This is a genomic window from Paenibacillus terrigena DSM 21567, from assembly GCF_000374845.1.
Taxonomy (GTDB): domain Bacteria; phylum Bacillota; class Bacilli; order Paenibacillales; family Paenibacillaceae; genus Paenibacillus_K; species Paenibacillus_K terrigena.
Genome location: NZ_KB895414.1, coordinates 54,607 through 71,329, shown reverse-complemented (window position 1 = coordinate 71,329; position 16,723 = coordinate 54,607). Strand labels below are relative to the sequence as shown.

Sequence of the window (16,723 nt, the reverse complement as noted above, 5' to 3'; positions counted from 1 at the left end):
AACCCTCAAGCTCTAAGTGAGTTTGAGGGTTTCGTATTGTGATAGGTATTAGTGGTTCACAAGACCAAAGCGTTGAGGTTCGGGAACAGGCACGCCTTCCACCTTCGTCTGGCCGAGTAATGCATAGCGTATACTATCGACAAGTGCTTCCCAGCTGGCTTCGATAATATTGCCGGATACGCCAACGGTATTCCACCGATTATTAAAGTCGGTTGATTCAATGAGTACGCGTACTTTCGCGGAAGTTGCATCTTGATCATCCATGACCCGAACTTTATAGTCAGAGAGATGCATATCTTTCAGCGTTGGGAAGTGCTGAAGCAACGCTTTACGTAGTGCATTATCGAGTGCGTTCACAGGTCCGTTACCTTCCGCAACCGTGTAGATGCTCTCGTCATCAATTCGGATCTTCACAATAGCCTCTGAGACGACCGGACGGTCTGCTGTCTTCTCAACGGTCATCTTGAACGATTCGAGTGTGAATAACTCGGTCATCTCGCCATTCGCTTGGCGGAGCAACAGTTCGAGGGAAGCGTCAGCGCCTTCGAAGGAATAGCCTTGGTGTTCCAAATCCTTGATCTTGCCCATGACGTCTTTCGTCAGCGGATTATTGGAGTCAAGCTCGATGCCGAGATCTTGCGCCCGCGATAGGATATTGCTCTGTCCCGCAAGTTCAGAGACGAGTACGCGCTGCTTGTTCCCGACAGATTCAGGAACGATGTGCTCGTAAGTACGTGAATCTCGCATGATCGCAGAGACATGGATACCGCCTTTGTGAGCGAAAGCAGCATTACCCACATAGGCTTGGTTCACAGGCATGAGCACATTTGCGATTTCACTGACGTAACGCGAAACGTTTGTTAATTGACTCATCTGCTCTTCCGGGATGCAATTGTAGCCCATTTTGAGCTGTAAATTTGGAATAATGGAGCAGAGATTGGCATTGCCGCAGCGTTCTCCATAGCCATTAATTGTGCCTTGTACTTGTCTTGCGCCTGCTTGCACAGCAGCTAACGTGTTAGCAACGGCTAGTTCGCAATCATTATGGGTGTGAATACTAAGCTTGGCTGTCAGTTCATTCGAGATGTTGCTGACAATATCGAACACCTCGCTTGGCAAGGTGCCGCCATTTGTGTCGCACATCGTAACCCAATCCGCTCCAGCTTCCTGGGCGCGTTTGAGTACAGCGACGGCGTATTCAGGGTTGTTCTTGTACCCGTCGAAGAAATGCTCCGCATCGAAAATAACTTCTAGATGGTTGCGTTTCAGGAACGCAATGGAATCATAGATCATCGCAAGATTTTCTTCAAGCGTCGTCTGTAATGCGGTATGAACATGGAAATCCCATGACTTCCCGACCAAAGTTGCCGCTTTCACGCCAGATTCTACAATGCGATTTAAGTTCGCATCCTGCGTGGCATCTGAGTCTTTGCGTCTAGTGCTCCCGAATGCAGTGAGCTTCGCTCGTAAATTCAAATTCACTGCTCGTTTGAAAAATTCAATGTCTTTGCCGTTACTGCCTGGATTACCGCCTTCAATATAATGAACACCAAAGGTGTCGAGTTTTTTCGCGATTTTGAGCTTGTCATCAGCAGATAAGCTGATTCCTTCGCCTTGCGTCCCATCGCGCAGTGTCGTATCAAAGATTGAAATTGCCGTTGACATGAGAGGGCCTCCTTTAGGAAGTAATGAATTCGATCTAGAAGTATAATTTCTTATTATAACATACGCTATTGGTAGAAAGTAGATAGAAAATTCAATATTTTTCTACTTCCTTGAACTTGACCCCCTTCGAAATGACAAGGTTTGCTGAGAAGAGATGGATGAAGCTTGCAGAAATTGGGTGAGAACCATTGAGATCGAATACAGAGCAATTTTATCCTGAGAAAGGCCGCGTCATTCTGCACGTGGATATGAATGCCTTCTACTGCTCCGTGCATGCGGCCGAAGAGCCACATTTGTATATGGATAAACCAACGGCCGTAGCCGGGAGTATAGAGCTGCGCAAAGGGATCATTGTCACTTGCTCCTATGCTGCGCGGAAGCTGGGGATTCGAACCGGAATGCAAGTGCGTCAGGCATTGAAGATTTGTCCTTCATTAATTATTATTCAGCCAGACTTTCATTTATATCGAAGATATTCTAATGCGTTCATGAAGTTGGCTAATGAATATACACCGCTCGTCGAAGCGATGTCAATCGACGAGTGTTATATGGATATTACCGGATCGAAGCAGTTCGGTACGCCGCTAGAGATTGCGGAGGACATACAGCGTCGCATTCGTGATGAGTTGTCACTTCCTTGTTCCATCGGCATCGGGCCGAATAAGCTGCTCGCAAAGATGGCCTCAGATATGAAAAAACCTAATGGTATTACCGTTCTCCGGCGTCGAGACATGCCTAAGGTGCTCTGGGAGGAGCCGTGCAACAGCTTATTCGGGATTGGCGAGAAAACAGCGCAGAAACTGAAAAAGCATCAAATCTACACGATTGGTCAGCTAGCACAGGCGGATGAGCGTAAACTGCTAAATGCATTCGGCGTAATTGGGACATGGCTGAAGCAAGCCGCTAATGGGGTTGATGAATCCCCTGTGAATCCGGAGCGGGAACAGAGTAAGTCCATTGGGCATACAACAACATTGCCAAATGATGTGAGCAGCCGAAACGATGCACATCGAGTGCTCTTGAATCTGTCCGATCAGGTAGGACGACGTATGCGCAGACAACAATTGATGGCGAAGACGATTCAGATCACGATACGAACGCCGGATATGAAGACGATTACGAGATCGTCTACTCGGGATATTCCAACAGATACAGCGGATGAAATTTATCGTGACGCCTGTGCGTTGTTCGATCGCCACTGGCCTGCCTATATGCCTGTCCGACTACTGGGTGTTGCGCTGCAGAATTTAGTCCCCAAATCGGAGACGGCGATTCAATTGGATTTGTTCGATTATGAGAAACAGCCGAAGAAGGATCAGTTGAATGTAGCGATGGATAAGCTCAGAGATAAATTTGGCGAGAATGCAATATTGACCGCTGGTATGCTCACGGATGACCCGTCAGCCTTGATAAGAAATCATCGAATTCGCGGTACTTCTTTACAGATGGATTTCAGCCGGCAGGAGAATAAGGAACAAGAATGATCGCATTATGCAGCCTCGCTTAGAAAATAATGACAAACTGTTTGAAATTAGCTCGTTTTTGTATTATATTGATTGGTGAGGGTAATGAAAGATTGGACCTATAACAGGAGGGAAAATTGGCCGTGGCAAAATTCACTTGGGTTGAAAAAGATACTTGTATCGCCTGTGGCGCGTGTGGTGCAACTGCACCAGATATTTATGATTATGACGATGAAGGTATTGCAGAAGTAATTTTTGATGGGGACAACAATATGGGAACAACTGAAATTCCAGAGGATCTTTATGATGATCTTCAAGATGCAGCAGATGGTTGCCCAACTGATTCTATCAAAATCGCGGACACACCATTTAACTAATCCGTATTCATTATCATAGAATCTACATTACACATAAGACTCCAGTCCTTTGGGCTGGGGTTTTTTGGTATCCGTTACAACGGTTCAAGGATCGCAGTGAAATGCCGATATATGGGGTAGGGATTGCATAGGAAGGAGGAGACATTATGAAAGATATTCTTTTTCTCAAAAGATATGTAGAGTCCCATCCCGATAACCGAATGTCATGGTATCTGTTAGGCAAGGAATATGAGGCGACAGGGCAGATCGGCAAAGCAAATTATTGCTTCAATCAGGCAGGGGATGTCTATGAAGCATTCGAGCATACACAAATTCCAGCGAAGTGGCTATTAGAAGCAGCCGAGCGGGAGCGACAGCTTATTGAACGACAACGTAAGCGTATCGCAAGGCGTAGGTGGTCCATGATTGCGCTCATGCTATTACTTATATGCGGAATTTCTGGCGCACCGGGTGCGGAACCTACAGACCTTCAACTCCCTCTAGAGGTAACCAAGCCGCAGAAGCCGCAAGAGCAGCCAATGATCTACCTCGTAGGAGATAAGGAGAAGGCAGGTACTGCTTGGCAGCAAGCGATCTCTTCCCACATGATCCAAGGAAATCCGGGGCAGCGAGCCGTCGTACTGGAGCTGAAGCAGCGTGGTTCGTGGCTATTATGGTCGCATCAACCGCAAGTGATGGGGGAAGTGAAGCAGCAAGAGGATCCTGGCACTTCATCAAGTCATCGGACATATGATGTGCAAGTATTCGACCCTGCGGTCTGCGATTGCACACCGGATATACCACGTTCTACGCGGACCTATATTGCAAAGTGGGTCACACAAATCGAAGAAATTCAATCGCTGCGGTCTGGGATCATGGGATATCAGCAAATCTATAGCAAGAAACCCGCGCAAATTGCGGATCTTACCGATTCCTATCCGAGGAATGTGATGGCCGGCAATACGTCGAATATGCGTTCATTATTCACACCTTTGAATCAGAGACAGACCATTCTAGGGCAAGACAAATCAAGTAAACAAGAGTCTGAGGATAAACAATCAATCGTTGACTCTCCCGGTGCACTAACTGTTAATATGAGTACGAATTCGGCCAAAATGCTGTTTGATGAACCCTATAAGATCGTGATCGACAAACAGAATCATCGGCTAGCTGTCGTATCAGGTCGCGTGATTTGGCGCAGCTATGAGGTCGGACTTGGTGGCGATCAGACGCCGGAAGGATCGTTCGAAATCAGCGAAAAGGTCAAAAACCCCAACGGGAAGTCAAACGGTGAATTTGGCAGCCGAGGAATGACGTTATCAGATACGCTCTACGCCATTCATGGCACGAATGAGCCGGCGAGCATTGGAAAAGATGAATCCCATGGTTGTATACGAATGCGTCAAGCGGATGTCGAGGAATTGTTCGATATGGTGCCCCTTGGTACGAAAGTGGTCATTAAAAAGGGAATTCTACCTGATGATCTTGTAGAACCGCAGCAACCTTTCAAGGTTAGACCGCAGCAAGGCCAGAATCAGACGAATCCCCATAAAGTCTATAAATGGTTGAATTAAATAGAGGAATAGCTTTATTGGATCAGAATCAGAACAGCTACAATGACAACAAGTATAACGAAAATAGCGCCTGTCCAAATGATGGCTTTCTTATTAACCTCTTCCTTCGGCTTATGCGTCATCGTCGGGGGTTTTCTTTTTGTAGACATTGTGGTTCAACCTCTCTTTATCAATAAAGTAATAGATATAAACCTATTGTAATCGTTTTCCTGCCGAATATCTAGAGTTTCATGGTTTTTAAAGGGCGAACAGACTTTCCTTTTTTGGCGGAAACGGATAAAATATTTGTAGGAGAAATGGAACGACGTATAGATGAGAACGGAGTGGACAACTTGCTTTATCAAAAAATATTGAAACCGTACTTATTCAAGATGGATGCGGAGAAGGCGCATCATTTTACAATAGGCGGTCTAAAGATTGGCGACAAGGTTCCTGGGGCATTAGCGATAATGCGTGGCTTGTACGGTGTCCAGGAAACGGCAGATCTCGCTGTTGATTTATTCGGCATTCATTTCCCAAATCCGATTGGGCTTGCAGCAGGGCTTGATAAGAATGGCGCAGCCATAGAAGGGTTCTCTTCGATCGGATTTGGCTTTATGGAAGTCGGAACAGTGACGCCGAAAGGTCAATCAGGCAATGAAACACCGCGCTTGTTTCGCTTACCAGAGGACGAAGCGCTTATCAATCGGATGGGATTCAATAATGAAGGTGCGGCAGCGATGAAAGAACGGTTCGCATCTCTCAAATCGCGTAGAATCCCTGTTGCGGTCAACATTGGCAAGAATAAAGTGACACCAAATGAACATGCAGCGGATGACTATCAATCATTAATCCGTGACTTGTATTCGGAAGCGGACTTCTTTGTCGTGAACATTAGTTCACCGAATACACCGGATTTGCGTAATTTGCAGCATGGCAATGAATTGAAGGAGCTGCTTCAGGCGGTGACGGAAGAGCGGGATCGGCAGGCAGCGAAGAGTACGGGACAACCTAAATCGGTTCTCGTCAAAATTGCTCCAGACGTCAATGATGATGAGTTAGAGTATATGATTGCCACGATCGCGGAGAGCGGTGTTGCGGGTATTATTGCAACGAATACGACCCTATCGAGGGAAGGTCTTCAGCACGTGAATAAGAAGGAAGCTGGGGGCTTAAGCGGCAAGCCGCTTCGTGATCGTTCAACGGAGATTATCCACCGCATTTATAGCCAGACGGATGGCAAACTGCCAATCATTGGTTCCGGTGGCATATTCACAAGTCAAGATGCGTACGATAAAATTCGCGCTGGAGCTAGCTTGGTGGAGATTTATACGGCATTAATTTATAATGGGCCAGGCATTAATCGCGAATTACATCAAGGATTAAGGGAATTGTTAAGAAGAGACGGATATGCCCATATTTCCGAAGCAGTGGGTGCGGATCATCGTTAACTTGGGCGGAAACTTGAGTACAGGAGGCGTTCTGATGGACGGAAGAGATTGGGGAAAGTTTTTGCTACCATATGAACAAGCCGTGGAAGAATTAAAAGTCAAATTCAAGACGATGCGTGCAGAATTGAAAAAGCGTGAAGAGTATGCACCAATAGAGTTCGTGACCGGTCGTGTGAAAAAAATTTCCAGCATTCTCGATAAAGCGAAACGACTTAATGTAGCTATGGAAAATATCGATACGGGGATTGAGGATATCGCAGGCATACGCATTATGTGCCAGTTCGTAGATGATATTCGCCGTGTCGCAGAATATATTCGTGAACGTAAAGATTTAAGTGTGATCTACGAGAAGGATTATATTACGAATTACAAAGAGAGTGGATACCGTAGTTTCCATATGATTATTGAGTATCCGGTTCAGACTGCGCTTGGACAGAAGAGAGTGCTGGCAGAGATTCAGATCCGAACGCTTGCGATGAACTTCTGGGCGACGATTGAACATTCTCTGAATTACAAATATCGTGAAAGTCTGCCAGGGGAAATGCGTATTCGATTGAAGAAGGCGGCAGAAGCAGCATTTGTACTGGATAACGAGATGTCCAGTATTCGTCAAGAAATTCTCGATGCACAGATTAGCTTCGAAGAGAAGTCGAATATCACAACCAAAATCTTAAACTACATCTCGGAGCTTTACTTCCATCACCATATCCGTGAAGCCATTGCGTTCCAGCATCAATTCAATGAACTCTGGATGAACGATGATGAGGAAGGCATTAAAGAGCTCTATAAGCGTGTGGAAGCTACGTTCGTTCAAGTTAAAAAGAAACCGGATGATGTTGTTGACGAAATATGATGTATGATCGGCTGTACATTCAATTCTTAATCCATTTTAATTGGAATAGGGATTATTATGAGTGTCATGAAGTGTTGGAGGAGCTCTGGTTAGAAGAGGGGCGTAACCCGCTATACCAAGGCATGCTCCAAATTGCCGTGGGATTGTATCATTTCGAGAATGGGAATGTGACGGGTTCTCGCAAATTGTTCATGGCAGGGATTGAGAAATTAATTCAATACCCGGATCAGATGCTCGGGATTAACCTAGGTCAGCTGATTCATGAAGCAAGACAATATGTCTCACAATTGGAGTGCTGGGAACAGGCTCCTTTTCCTTTTTACCACTTAACGATTCAGATTGAGGATACTGAGTTGCTAGAGGTTATGACAGAAGTACAGAGCATGATGGAGGAATTCAAGTGATTACGAAGATATGGTTGTTTCCGGGGTTAAATATGAAAGTAGAGACATTTGGTCAGCTCCAGCGCTATTTAGAGCAGCAGGGCTATACTACCCAATGTGTGACGATATTCCCACCCCTAGGACAGGTACAAATGGATTATGAAGCAGAAGCTGCTGAGAACGAGGAATGGATCTGTATTGGACATGGTGCTGGCTGCTTAGAGGCGTTACGAGTAGCTTTGCAGTACAAATCGCGTGTGAAGGGGCTCGTGACCATCTCACCGAATTTACAGCCTTATTCGATCCTACAGATGTCCATGCTGAAGATCTTAGCACGGAAGGATATGAAAATTAATGGCGGATTATCTCCATTTGAACGAAGTTCCAAAGAGGAACTCACGCCTTACTTTGATACATTTGCAGTGCAGCCATCGAAAATGCTCGAGCTTGAAGCATTCCGTAAAGAATTGAAAGGCAAGATTCATGACGTTAACCAACCATGGCTAGTCTTGCACGGGGATAAGGAATTGCCGTCGATTATGAAGAGCTTGCAGTTAATTAAGCGCCAAGTGCCGGGGGTGAAATCCTGTCAAATGCCGCATTGCGGACATTATTTGCCGGTGGAGGATCCGAGGGGACTCGATAAGCAAATTCGCACATTTTTAAGTCAGATTGTGGTATCGGTGTAGGTGACAGAAGAAAAAGCACTAGCCGGAAGGAAAACTTCCAGCTAGTGCTTTTATGCGTTTGGAGATCGCTATTTCTTCGTGTTGAATGCATCTTTCATGCCTTCGCCGAGGAAGTTAATGGCGAGAATCGTAGCCGTGATGAGTATGCCAGAAGGAAGCCAAACCCACCATTGGTTCTTGATGACTTCTGGCGAAATGGCGTCCGACATCATATTGCCCCAGCTAGGGATATTCGCCGGAACACCAAATCCGAGGTAGCTGAGACCCGTCTCAACCGTAATCATACCGGCTACGATCAAGATAGCTTGGACGATAATTGTCGTAATAACGTTCGGTAGTAAATGTTTCATGATAATGATGGAAGGCTTACAGCCAATTGAAACAGCAGCTAAGACATACTCATTTTCTTTCTCTGCTAAAATCTTACTTCGTACAAGCCTTGCCGTTCCTCCCCATCCGAGAATGCTGACAACGATAATGAAGATGGATATCCCTGTATCCGGGAATATCGCTTTTAATACGATAACGAATACGAGGAACGGAAATATCAAGACTAAATCCGTGAAGCGCATGAGCCAACTATCTACACGGCCCCCAAAATAGCCTGCAATCGAACCTACAAGTGTCCCTAGTGATGTAACGATAAGACTAATAGAGAAACAGATCCATAAGGTCGTCCGTCCGCCATAGAGCAGACGTGCGACAATATCGCGCCCCCCTTTATCGGTTCCAAGCCAATGCTCAGCAGAAGGTCCTTTATTTATGAACCGGATATTGATTTTGACGGGATCCCAAGAGGTTAACCAAGGCGCTAAAATACAGAGAGCGGTTACGAAAAACAAGAAGATTACGGAAGTAATCGCAAGCTTATTCTTGCGGAATTCGGCGAATGCGAGCCGCCATGGTGAAGTGCTTCGCTGTGGATGAACGGGTAGCATTAGACGCCTCCTAACTTAACCGGATGCGCGGGTCAATGACACCGTACAACAGGTCAGCGATTAGATTTCCAAGCAAGGTCATTAGGGCGAGCAGGAGCGTTACGGCCATAACCACGGAATAATCTCGGTTTGATATGGAATTTATAAACAAACTGCCCATCCCGGGATAGACAAAGATCGTCTCGACAACGACAGCGCCCCCCAGCAACCCTGCAATATCGAACCCGAAGAAGGTGACAATCGGGATCAGTGAATTTCTTAGAATGTGACGATTATAGATCGCCGAAGCATTTGTCCCTTTTGCCATCGCTGTCCGGACATAATCTTTGCGCGTGCTATCGATAATATCATTGCGCAGGAATTGCGTATACGCTGCGGTATTGAAGAGCCCTAGTACAAGTGCCGGCAGGATGGTGTGCTTCAGCTTGCTTAGCACATACATCAAGCTGGTATCTTCAACCCCAATGCTTACCGAGCCGCTGATCGGCACCCATCCGAGCTTAATTGCAAAGACATAAATTGCAATGATCGAAGCAACGAACGAAGGGACGGCATATGCGACATAGTTCAATGAAATGATGGAACGATCACCTAATGTGTTCGGATATCGCCCAGCATAAATGCCCATCATAAATGAACAAGTGTAGGTAATGACCAGAGATACGACCGCTAGTAAGAGCGTATTCGGCAACCGCTGCGCGATCATCTCGGATACCGGAAGCTTATGGATGAAGGACTGACCAAAGTCGCCTTTGATAAGTCCTTGTACCCAATTCCAGTATTGCACTGGAATTGGGTCGTTGAATCCTAATTTCTCGCGCATTTCTGCGAGATACTCGGGCGTTGCTTTCGTAGGGTCGATCTGACCCGTGAGTGCATCGCCCGGCATCATTTTAGCAAGACCAAAGACAATGATAGAAATAATGATTAGGAGCGGGATCATGCCCAGGATCCTGCGGATTGAGTATGTTAGCATGGTCGTTCACTCCTATTTTCCGTCTGTCACCCACCATAAGTGTGCATCTAACAAGTTGCTGCTGGAGAAAGAGTTCAGATGAACGCCTTTCAGACGATTATTAATCGCAGCAACGTCTTGTGGTGCAGATAGGAAGATCATAGGCACTTCTTCATTGACTAGTTTTTGCCACTCAAAATAGATTTGTTTACGTTGTTCTGGATCGAATGCTTTCTCGCCAATACCATCCGCAATGAGCTTGTCGGACGCTGCATTCACCCAACGAGGGAAGTTCCATGCATCTTTTTCTGTCCATAGACCTGAAGGATCTGGGTCACTCGCAAGTCCCCATGCACCCATAAATGTTTCTACAGAAGGATCATCATTTTGAATCGTATCGTAGAATAAGTTAAATTCTTTGAGAGCGCCGCCATTCAGTTTCGCGTTTAAACCTACATCTTTCCACATTTGAAGAATGTATTGTGCACGTGGTTCTGCAATTTCTGAACCTTGCATCGCATCGAAATTGATCGTAAACTTCTTGCCTTTTGGATCTTCACGGAAGCCATCGCCGTCTACATCTTTGTATCCAGCTTCATCAAGCAATTGTTTCGCTTTTTCTGGATCATAGGCGTATTTGGTGATCTGATCGTCTGGAATCTTCGCCCAGCTCACGGTTGGCATCGGTGCGTAGATAGGCGTACCTAATCCATTGGAGAAAGCATCGATCATGCCTGGAACATCAATGGCATAGTACATCGCTTGACGAAGACGTTTGTCTGCGAATTTTGGTTTATCCATGACAACTTTTTCTTGTTTCTTATCCCAGTGTCCAAGGCTGAAGCCGATATAGCTGTAGGATAGGGAGTCATTTTTGGTCAGTGAAATATTCTTAAGCTTCTCAGCTTCTTTGTATTGCGAATTCGGCAACGACATATAGTCGATTTCGCCTTTTTCAAGTAAAGATGTTGCAAGTTTATCGTCAATCACCTTGTAAACGATCGTATCGAGGTACGGTTTACCTTGCCAGTAATCATCGAAACGCTCGAGTTCTACGAATTCACCCGGTTGAATTTTTTTCACTTTGAAAGGTCCAAGACCGATCGGGTTCTTACGAACTTGGTCACTGGAATCCATTTTGGCCACAGGAACGCCTTCATAATACTTCTTGTTCATTGGCGAGCTCCATAGGTTATCGAGTGTATTGACAGCTGCTTTATTTACCGTAATTTCAATGTTGTACGGGTCAATGACTTTGATCCCGGAAATCTCTTTTGCTTTGCCTTCATGGTATTCTTTAGCCCCTTGGATCATCTCAACGTTCGAGTAACGCGGGCCTGTATAATCTTTGTGTGCGATGACTTCAAGCGCGAATTTCCAGTCTTCGACGGTTAATTCGTCGCCATTATGCCACTTGACGCCTTGCTTGATCGTAAACTTGAATGTTTTGTGATCTGGAGATTCTGTCCAGCTCGCAATGTTAGGATAATTTTTCAGGTCATCACCTGTCTTAAATAAACTGTCATCGATGACGCTTATGATCAAGCCGTCATCTTGCCCTTGCCAGAAGGCTGATTCCAGAAGCCCCTTGAAAGGCTGACCATAACCGTATGTAACTTTACCGCCTGGTTTGGGTTGATCATTTGTTGCCTCCGTCGTCGGTTCCGTCTTCGTCTCGGTCTTATTCTCGGTTGTTGCGTCTTTGCCCTGATCCTTTGTGGCCTCTTTCTTGGTCTCTGTCGTTGCTTCTTTCGTGCTGCCGCATGCTGCGAGTAATGAAATGACGAGGAATGTGCAGAGCATCAATGTTAGAAATTTCTTCATCGTAAAACGCCTCCTTCGAATAAATGTTTATTTATGTCGTGTATAAATGACAGGCGACCTGGTGACCAGGTGCAGCCTGGTGTAACTGTGGGCGAACTTCGCGGCAGATGGCTGTCGCATGCACGCAGCGCGGATGGAATGCGCAGCCGGTTGGCGGATTGGCAGGACTTGGCACATCGCCTTGTAATACGATGCGTTCCTTACGCTTCAGCGGATCCGGAACAGGGATCGCAGAGATTAAGGCCTGGGTATAAGGATGCAATGGCGAGCGATACATGCTGTCAGTCGCAGCAATCTCGACCAGACTGCCTAAATACATCACGCCGATGCGATTACTGATATGCTTCACGACACTAAGGTCATGCGCAATAAATAAATAGGTTAATTTAAAATCATCTTGCAGGTCTTGGAGTAGATTCAAAACTTGAGATTGAACAGATACGTCCAGGGCCGATACGGGCTCGTCAGCAACGATCAGCTTCGGCTTGAGCGCGAGTGATCGTGCAATCCCGATACGCTGCCGTTGTCCTCCGGAGAATTCATGCGGGTATTTGTAGTAGGCTTCCGCAGGTAATCCTACACGTTCAAGAAGCTGCATCGTTTCTTCTGTGAGTGCTTTTTCTTGGATACGGTTATAGTTCCGAATAGGCTCGCTCACGATATGACCGACCATCATCTTCGGATTTAACGAGGCGAATGGATCTTGGAAGACCATCTGCATGTTTTGGCGAAGCTGTCTAAGCTTCTCTCCACGGATCGAAGTGACGTCTTGACCTTCGAAGCGAATCGACCCTTCGGTTGGATCGGTTAGTCGCAGAATGGTGCGCCCTGCCGTCGATTTTCCGCATCCTGATTCGCCGACAAGGCCGACAGTCTCGCCTTGCTGAAGGGTAAGCGTCAGATTATCGACGGCTTTAACGCTGCCGATTTGTCTACGAAAAATGCCGCCATAGATTGGATAATGCTTCTTCAGATTCGTAATTTCAAGGAGGGGTGCCCCAACGGATTGTTTCGATTGACTCATGATTTCACCTCCTGTTCCGAATATCGTGATGACGTATCTTGGTACAGCAGGCAGCGAACGGCGTGACCACCTGCATCCTTTAGCAGCTGCGGTGTCACGGTTCGGCAGTTGTCCATCACGGATGGGCAGCGATCTGCGAACCGGCAGCCAACACGCGGCATATTTCGAAGAGACGGAACGATACCTTGGATAGATTCAAGGCGATGTTTGGTCTCCTCCATTCTTGGAATCGATTGCAAGAGTAGACGCAGGTAAGGATGCTTCGGATCATGGAAGATGGCAGCGACAGGAGCTTGCTCTACGATCTGTCCGCCGTACATGACGATCACTTCATCCGCCATCTCAGCGACAACGCCAAGATCATGCGTGATAAACAGAATGGACATATCGCTATGTTGCTTAATATCTTTGAGAAGCTCAAGAATCTGAGCTTGAATGGTGACATCGAGTGCTGTTGTCGGTTCATCCGCGATCAGCAGCTTGGGATTGCAGGCAATGGCCATCGCAATCATCACGCGTTGACGCATACCGCCGGACAATTGATGTGGATACTCATCCACAATATGATCAGCCCTTGAAATGCCAACTTGCTTCAGCAGTTCAATGACGCGTGCGCGGGACACTTTCTTACTCATGGTCGTGTGATTGTGGAGGACTTCTTGCAGCTGCGATCCAATGGTAAATACAGGATTAAGGGCGGTCATCGGTTCTTGGAAGATCATACTGATCTCTTTCCCACGAATCTTGTTCATCTCTTCCATCGACAGCTTCGTAATATCGCGCCCATTAAAATGGACTCTTCCTTCCGTGACGGAGCCGATGCCTTTAGGGAGAAGATCCATAATGGATAGAGAAAGCACGCTCTTCCCGCAGCCGGACTCGCCTACAATGCAAATAATTTTGCCGGCGTGAAGTTTCAGAGAGACATTATCAACTGCATGATACATCTTTCCTTGAATATGAAATCCAGCATGCAAATGCTCGACTTCAAGCAAGGGAGTTGGAGTGAGTTCGCTCATAAGTCACCTCATTTTGATATGGAACAGCATGATTTCAATTGGTGGTATTCAGTTTTGAAGGTTAATTCAGTTAGAATGGTGTATAATCTTGAAGTATGTGCTCTAGGTGAGTGGTATTCCAGTGCGTATTCCTGGATGTGGTTGCTTGCTGAGGTTAATCGACATGAAGAGTAGAAATTTTTGGAATTTACCGCGGTGAATCGTGACGTGATTGGCAATAATTAGGTGAAGTTTACAGTTAGTTTATATTAATATGTTCGGAACCGTCAATAGGGTAGATTACTTCATGATAGGAATGATACAGAATGGGAATAACGTTGCCGCTCGCATTCAGGGCGAAGATGGAGCGACTATTAGGCGAAGAATACGAGGCATTCATGGCCTCTTACGATGCGCCAAGATTTTATGGGATTCGTGTGAATACACTAAAAATAGCCGTTGGTCAATTTAAGGAGCTCTCACCGTTCTCGCTTAGGCCCATTCCTTGGGTGCCAGAGGGGTTCTATGTGGAGGAAGATGCGCGTCCAGGCAAACATCCTTATTATCATGCTGGGCTCTATTATATCCAAGAGCCGAGTGCGATGGCGCCTGTCGAATTACTAGAGATTGAAGCGGGTAACCGGGTCCTTGATTTATGCGCGGCACCAGGCGGCAAGTCGACACAAATTGCGGCAAAGCTTGCTGGGACAGGCCTTCTCGTGACCAATGACAATAATGCAGACCGTACGAAGGCCTTAGCCAAAAATATGGAGCTGTACGGCGTACGAAATGCGGTTGTACTGAATGCGCTGCCAGAGGAGATTGCACGTACGTTCAAGCATGCTTTTGATAAAATATTGATTGATGCGCCATGTTCGGGGGAAGGCATGTTCCGAAAAGATGAAGACATGGCGAAGCAGTGGGAGAAGCATTCCGTCGAGAATTGCGTCCTTATGCAGCGCGATATTTTGAGGACTGCCGCTTCGCTCCTCGCTCCCGGCGGTCGCATTGTTTATTCGACATGCACGTTCTCCCCTGAAGAAAATGAAGCAATGATCGCAGAATTTCTAGAGCGACATCCTGGATTCCATATCGTGCCTGTTCCGAGCACTAGCGGCTTCGCGGCGGGCCGAGGGGAATGGATTCGTACTTTAACGGATGCCTCGGGAAAAGCTTTTGAAGAAGAGACGATTCAAGCCGTGAACGATACGGGCAGACTGTGGCCGCACCTTGTTGAAGGGGAAGGACATTTCCTCGCTGTGATGCAGCATGATGGCTCTGAAGTGCTCCAGGAAGACTTCGTGGATCAATCATCTAGGAAAGAAAAGCGCAACAGGGAATCCGAAGTCAAAACAAAATTGACACCGGATGAACGAGATCAAGTAGAGCAGTTCATGCGCAATCATCTTCGGATTGTATTAACGGGTGAGCTTGTGCGTTACGGACAACATGTTTACATGTCGCCTGTCGGTCAAGATCGCTTGACCGGATTGAAAGTGGTAAGGCCTGGATTCTTCATTGGAACGTTAAAGAAAAACCGATTTGAGCCTTCGCATCCTCTTGCTACAGCATTACATCATCAGGAGGTTGTAAGACGCATTGATCTACAATCTAGCACGGATGAAGCGGTCCGTTATTTGAAAGGTGAGACATTATCGATCCCGGTAGAACGTGTGCAGCTTGCAAATGAGAAGGTAGCTGCAAAAGGATATGTGCTTATCTGTATTGACGGTTATTCTGTTGGATGGGGCAAATGGATTGATGGCATGTTAAAGAATGAATACCCAGCTGGGTGGAGGTGGACATAAATCGATGAGAAATACGATTCGATTAGATAAAGTACTTAGTCATATGGGACTTGGTACGCGCAGTGAGATTAAGAAATGGGCCAAGCAGGGCAGAATTACGGTGAATGACCGCGTGGTCAAGGATAACGGATTACAAGTCCAGCCGGAAGAAGATATTATTATGCTGGATGGTGAGCGCGTACACTACCGGGAGTTCATATATCTGATGTTGAACAAGCCTGCTGGGGTAATCTCCGCGACAGAAGATCGGCATGACCAGACGGTCATTGATCTACTGGATGACGAAGAACGCATCTTTGAACCATTCCCCGTGGGGCGCTTGGACAAAGATACCGTAGGACTATTGCTCTTAACGAATGACGGGAAGCTCTCCCATGAGCTGTTATCTCCCAGGAGACATGTCCCGAAGACCTATATTGCGAATGTTGTTGGAGACGTCGGAGAGTCAGATATTGCGGCATTTATGGTGGGTGTGACATTGGATGATGGGTATGTCACGAAACCTGCAGAATTAACGATTCTAAGTCACGATCGTTCGGGACCCGAAGTGGTCTCCAGAATCCAATTGACCATTACAGAAGGCAAATTCCATCAAGTCAAGCGGATGTTCGAATCCGTCGGTAAGAAGGTCGTCTATCTCCAGCGGATCTCGATGGGCTCATTGATACTCGATTCAGCGCTTGAGGAAGGTCATTATCGTGAATTGACAAAGGAAGAGCTAGCGGGACTTAAGCAAGAGCGGGAATAGCCGAGAAATATAGAA

Annotated in this window: 16 protein-coding genes; 9 read left to right on the top strand and 7 right to left on the bottom strand. The window is 46.4% G+C overall.

Going from position 1 to position 16,723, the window contains the following annotated elements:
* Positions 1-48: 48 nt before the first annotated feature.
* Entirely contained in the window at positions 49-1,665 is a 1,617-nt protein-coding gene (cimA, locus tag C558_RS0108295) for a citramalate synthase (protein ID WP_018755794.1), read from the bottom strand.
* Positions 1,666-1,853: 188 nt separating this feature from the next.
* Between cimA and C558_RS0108290 the strand changes: the two genes are divergently transcribed.
* The 3 genes from C558_RS0108290 (at position 1,854) to C558_RS0108280 (ending at position 5,058) form a co-directional block, all read left to right on the top strand.
* Entirely contained in the window at positions 1,854-3,149 is a 1,296-nt protein-coding gene (locus C558_RS0108290) for a DNA polymerase IV (RefSeq protein WP_018755793.1), read from the top strand.
* A gap of 122 nt (positions 3,150-3,271) precedes the next feature.
* Positions 3,272-3,505 carry a ferredoxin gene (locus C558_RS0108285; protein ID WP_026263794.1) on the top strand — a complete coding sequence of 78 codons (234 nt, stop codon included), beginning with the start codon at positions 3,272-3,274 and terminating at the stop codon, positions 3,503-3,505.
* A gap of 146 nt (positions 3,506-3,651) precedes the next feature.
* The gene (locus tag C558_RS0108280) at positions 3,652-5,058 is read left to right on the top strand and encodes a L,D-transpeptidase (protein ID WP_018755791.1); all 1,407 of its coding nucleotides are present in this window, start codon (positions 3,652-3,654) and stop codon (positions 5,056-5,058) included.
* Positions 5,059-5,072: 14 nt separating this feature from the next.
* Here C558_RS0108280 and C558_RS34955 read toward each other — a convergent pair whose 3' ends face one another.
* A complete protein-coding gene (locus C558_RS34955; RefSeq protein ID WP_018755790.1) occupies positions 5,073-5,207 on the bottom strand; it encodes a hypothetical protein in 135 nt (44 codons plus the stop codon).
* A 183-nt stretch (positions 5,208-5,390) separates the two neighbouring features.
* Between C558_RS34955 and C558_RS0108270 the strand changes: the two genes are divergently transcribed.
* Genes C558_RS0108270 through C558_RS0108255 form a run of 4 tightly spaced genes read left to right on the top strand, consistent with a single transcriptional unit; the run spans position 5,391 to position 8,413 of the window.
* Positions 5,391-6,488, top strand: coding sequence for a quinone-dependent dihydroorotate dehydrogenase (locus C558_RS0108270; RefSeq protein WP_026263793.1), 1,098 nt, complete (start codon positions 5,391-5,393; stop codon positions 6,486-6,488).
* A gap of 34 nt (positions 6,489-6,522) precedes the next feature.
* Entirely contained in the window at positions 6,523-7,341 is an 819-nt protein-coding gene (gene yjbM, locus C558_RS0108265; RefSeq protein WP_018755788.1) for a GTP diphosphokinase, read from the top strand.
* Positions 7,338-7,745 (top strand): DUF309 domain-containing protein, encoded by a 408-nt coding sequence (locus tag C558_RS0108260; RefSeq protein ID WP_018755787.1) that lies wholly within the window; start codon positions 7,338-7,340, stop codon positions 7,743-7,745. Before yjbM ends, C558_RS0108260 begins: the two co-directional genes overlap by 4 nt.
* Positions 7,742-8,413 (top strand): alpha/beta fold hydrolase, encoded by a 672-nt coding sequence (locus C558_RS0108255; protein WP_018755786.1) that lies wholly within the window; start codon positions 7,742-7,744, stop codon positions 8,411-8,413. Before C558_RS0108260 ends, C558_RS0108255 begins: the two co-directional genes overlap by 4 nt.
* A 68-nt stretch (positions 8,414-8,481) precedes the next feature.
* On the opposite strand, the gene opp4C is transcribed toward C558_RS0108255, so the two are convergent.
* Genes opp4C through C558_RS0108230 form a run of 5 tightly spaced genes read right to left on the bottom strand, consistent with a single transcriptional unit; the run spans position 8,482 to position 14,173 of the window.
* Positions 8,482-9,351, bottom strand: a complete 870-nt coding sequence (gene opp4C / locus C558_RS0108250) for an oligopeptide ABC transporter permease (protein WP_018755785.1) — start codon at positions 9,349-9,351, stop codon at positions 8,482-8,484.
* Between the two features lie 10 nt (positions 9,352-9,361).
* Positions 9,362-10,327, bottom strand: coding sequence for an oligopeptide ABC transporter permease (gene opp4B / locus C558_RS0108245; RefSeq protein ID WP_018755784.1), 966 nt, complete (start codon positions 10,325-10,327; stop codon positions 9,362-9,364).
* A gap of 12 nt (positions 10,328-10,339) precedes the next feature.
* A complete protein-coding gene (gene opp4A / locus C558_RS0108240) occupies positions 10,340-12,130 on the bottom strand; it encodes an oligopeptide ABC transporter substrate-binding protein (protein WP_018755783.1) in 1,791 nt (596 codons plus the stop codon).
* Positions 12,131-12,161: 31 nt separating this feature from the next.
* Complete coding sequence (locus tag C558_RS0108235; RefSeq protein ID WP_018755782.1) at positions 12,162-13,154, bottom strand: ABC transporter ATP-binding protein; 993 nt, start codon at positions 13,152-13,154, stop codon at positions 12,162-12,164.
* Entirely contained in the window at positions 13,151-14,173 is a 1,023-nt protein-coding gene (locus tag C558_RS0108230) for an ABC transporter ATP-binding protein (protein ID WP_018755781.1), read from the bottom strand. Before C558_RS0108230 ends, C558_RS0108235 begins: the two co-directional genes overlap by 4 nt.
* A 305-nt stretch (positions 14,174-14,478) precedes the next feature.
* Between C558_RS0108230 and C558_RS0108225 the strand changes: the two genes are divergently transcribed.
* Positions 14,479-15,960, top strand: coding sequence for an RsmF rRNA methyltransferase first C-terminal domain-containing protein (locus C558_RS0108225; protein ID WP_018755780.1), 1,482 nt, complete (start codon positions 14,479-14,481; stop codon positions 15,958-15,960).
* A 4-nt stretch (positions 15,961-15,964) separates the two neighbouring features.
* The gene (locus C558_RS0108220; RefSeq protein WP_018755779.1) at positions 15,965-16,708 is read left to right on the top strand and encodes a pseudouridine synthase; all 744 of its coding nucleotides are present in this window, start codon (positions 15,965-15,967) and stop codon (positions 16,706-16,708) included.
* The last annotated feature ends 15 nt before the right edge of the window (positions 16,709-16,723 follow it).

What these genes read in the sequence shown, in the direction of transcription:
- cimA (WP_018755794.1), bottom strand. Translation starts at nt 1,665, where the DNA reads ATGTCAACGGCAATTTCAATCTTTGATACGACACTGCGCGATGGGACG.
- C558_RS0108280 (WP_018755791.1), top strand. Translation starts at nt 3,652, where the DNA reads ATGAAAGATATTCTTTTTCTCAAAAGATATGTAGAGTCCCATCCCGAT.
- C558_RS34955 (WP_018755790.1), bottom strand. Translation starts at nt 5,207, where the DNA reads ATGTCTACAAAAAGAAAACCCCCGACGATGACGCATAAGCCGAAGGAA.
- yjbM (WP_018755788.1), top strand. Translation starts at nt 6,523, where the DNA reads ATGGACGGAAGAGATTGGGGAAAGTTTTTGCTACCATATGAACAAGCC.
- C558_RS0108260 (WP_018755787.1), top strand. Translation starts at nt 7,338, where the DNA reads ATGATGTATGATCGGCTGTACATTCAATTCTTAATCCATTTTAATTGG.
- opp4C (WP_018755785.1), bottom strand. Translation starts at nt 9,351, where the DNA reads ATGCTACCCGTTCATCCACAGCGAAGCACTTCACCATGGCGGCTCGCA.
- opp4B (WP_018755784.1), bottom strand. Translation starts at nt 10,327, where the DNA reads ATGCTAACATACTCAATCCGCAGGATCCTGGGCATGATCCCGCTCCTA.
- opp4A (WP_018755783.1), bottom strand. Translation starts at nt 12,130, where the DNA reads ATGAAGAAATTTCTAACATTGATGCTCTGCACATTCCTCGTCATTTCA.
- C558_RS0108235 (WP_018755782.1), bottom strand. Translation starts at nt 13,154, where the DNA reads ATGAGTCAATCGAAACAATCCGTTGGGGCACCCCTCCTTGAAATTACG.
- C558_RS0108230 (WP_018755781.1), bottom strand. Translation starts at nt 14,173, where the DNA reads ATGAGCGAACTCACTCCAACTCCCTTGCTTGAAGTCGAGCATTTGCAT.
- C558_RS0108225 (WP_018755780.1), top strand. Translation starts at nt 14,479, where the DNA reads ATGGGAATAACGTTGCCGCTCGCATTCAGGGCGAAGATGGAGCGACTA.
- C558_RS0108220 (WP_018755779.1), top strand. Translation starts at nt 15,965, where the DNA reads ATGAGAAATACGATTCGATTAGATAAAGTACTTAGTCATATGGGACTT.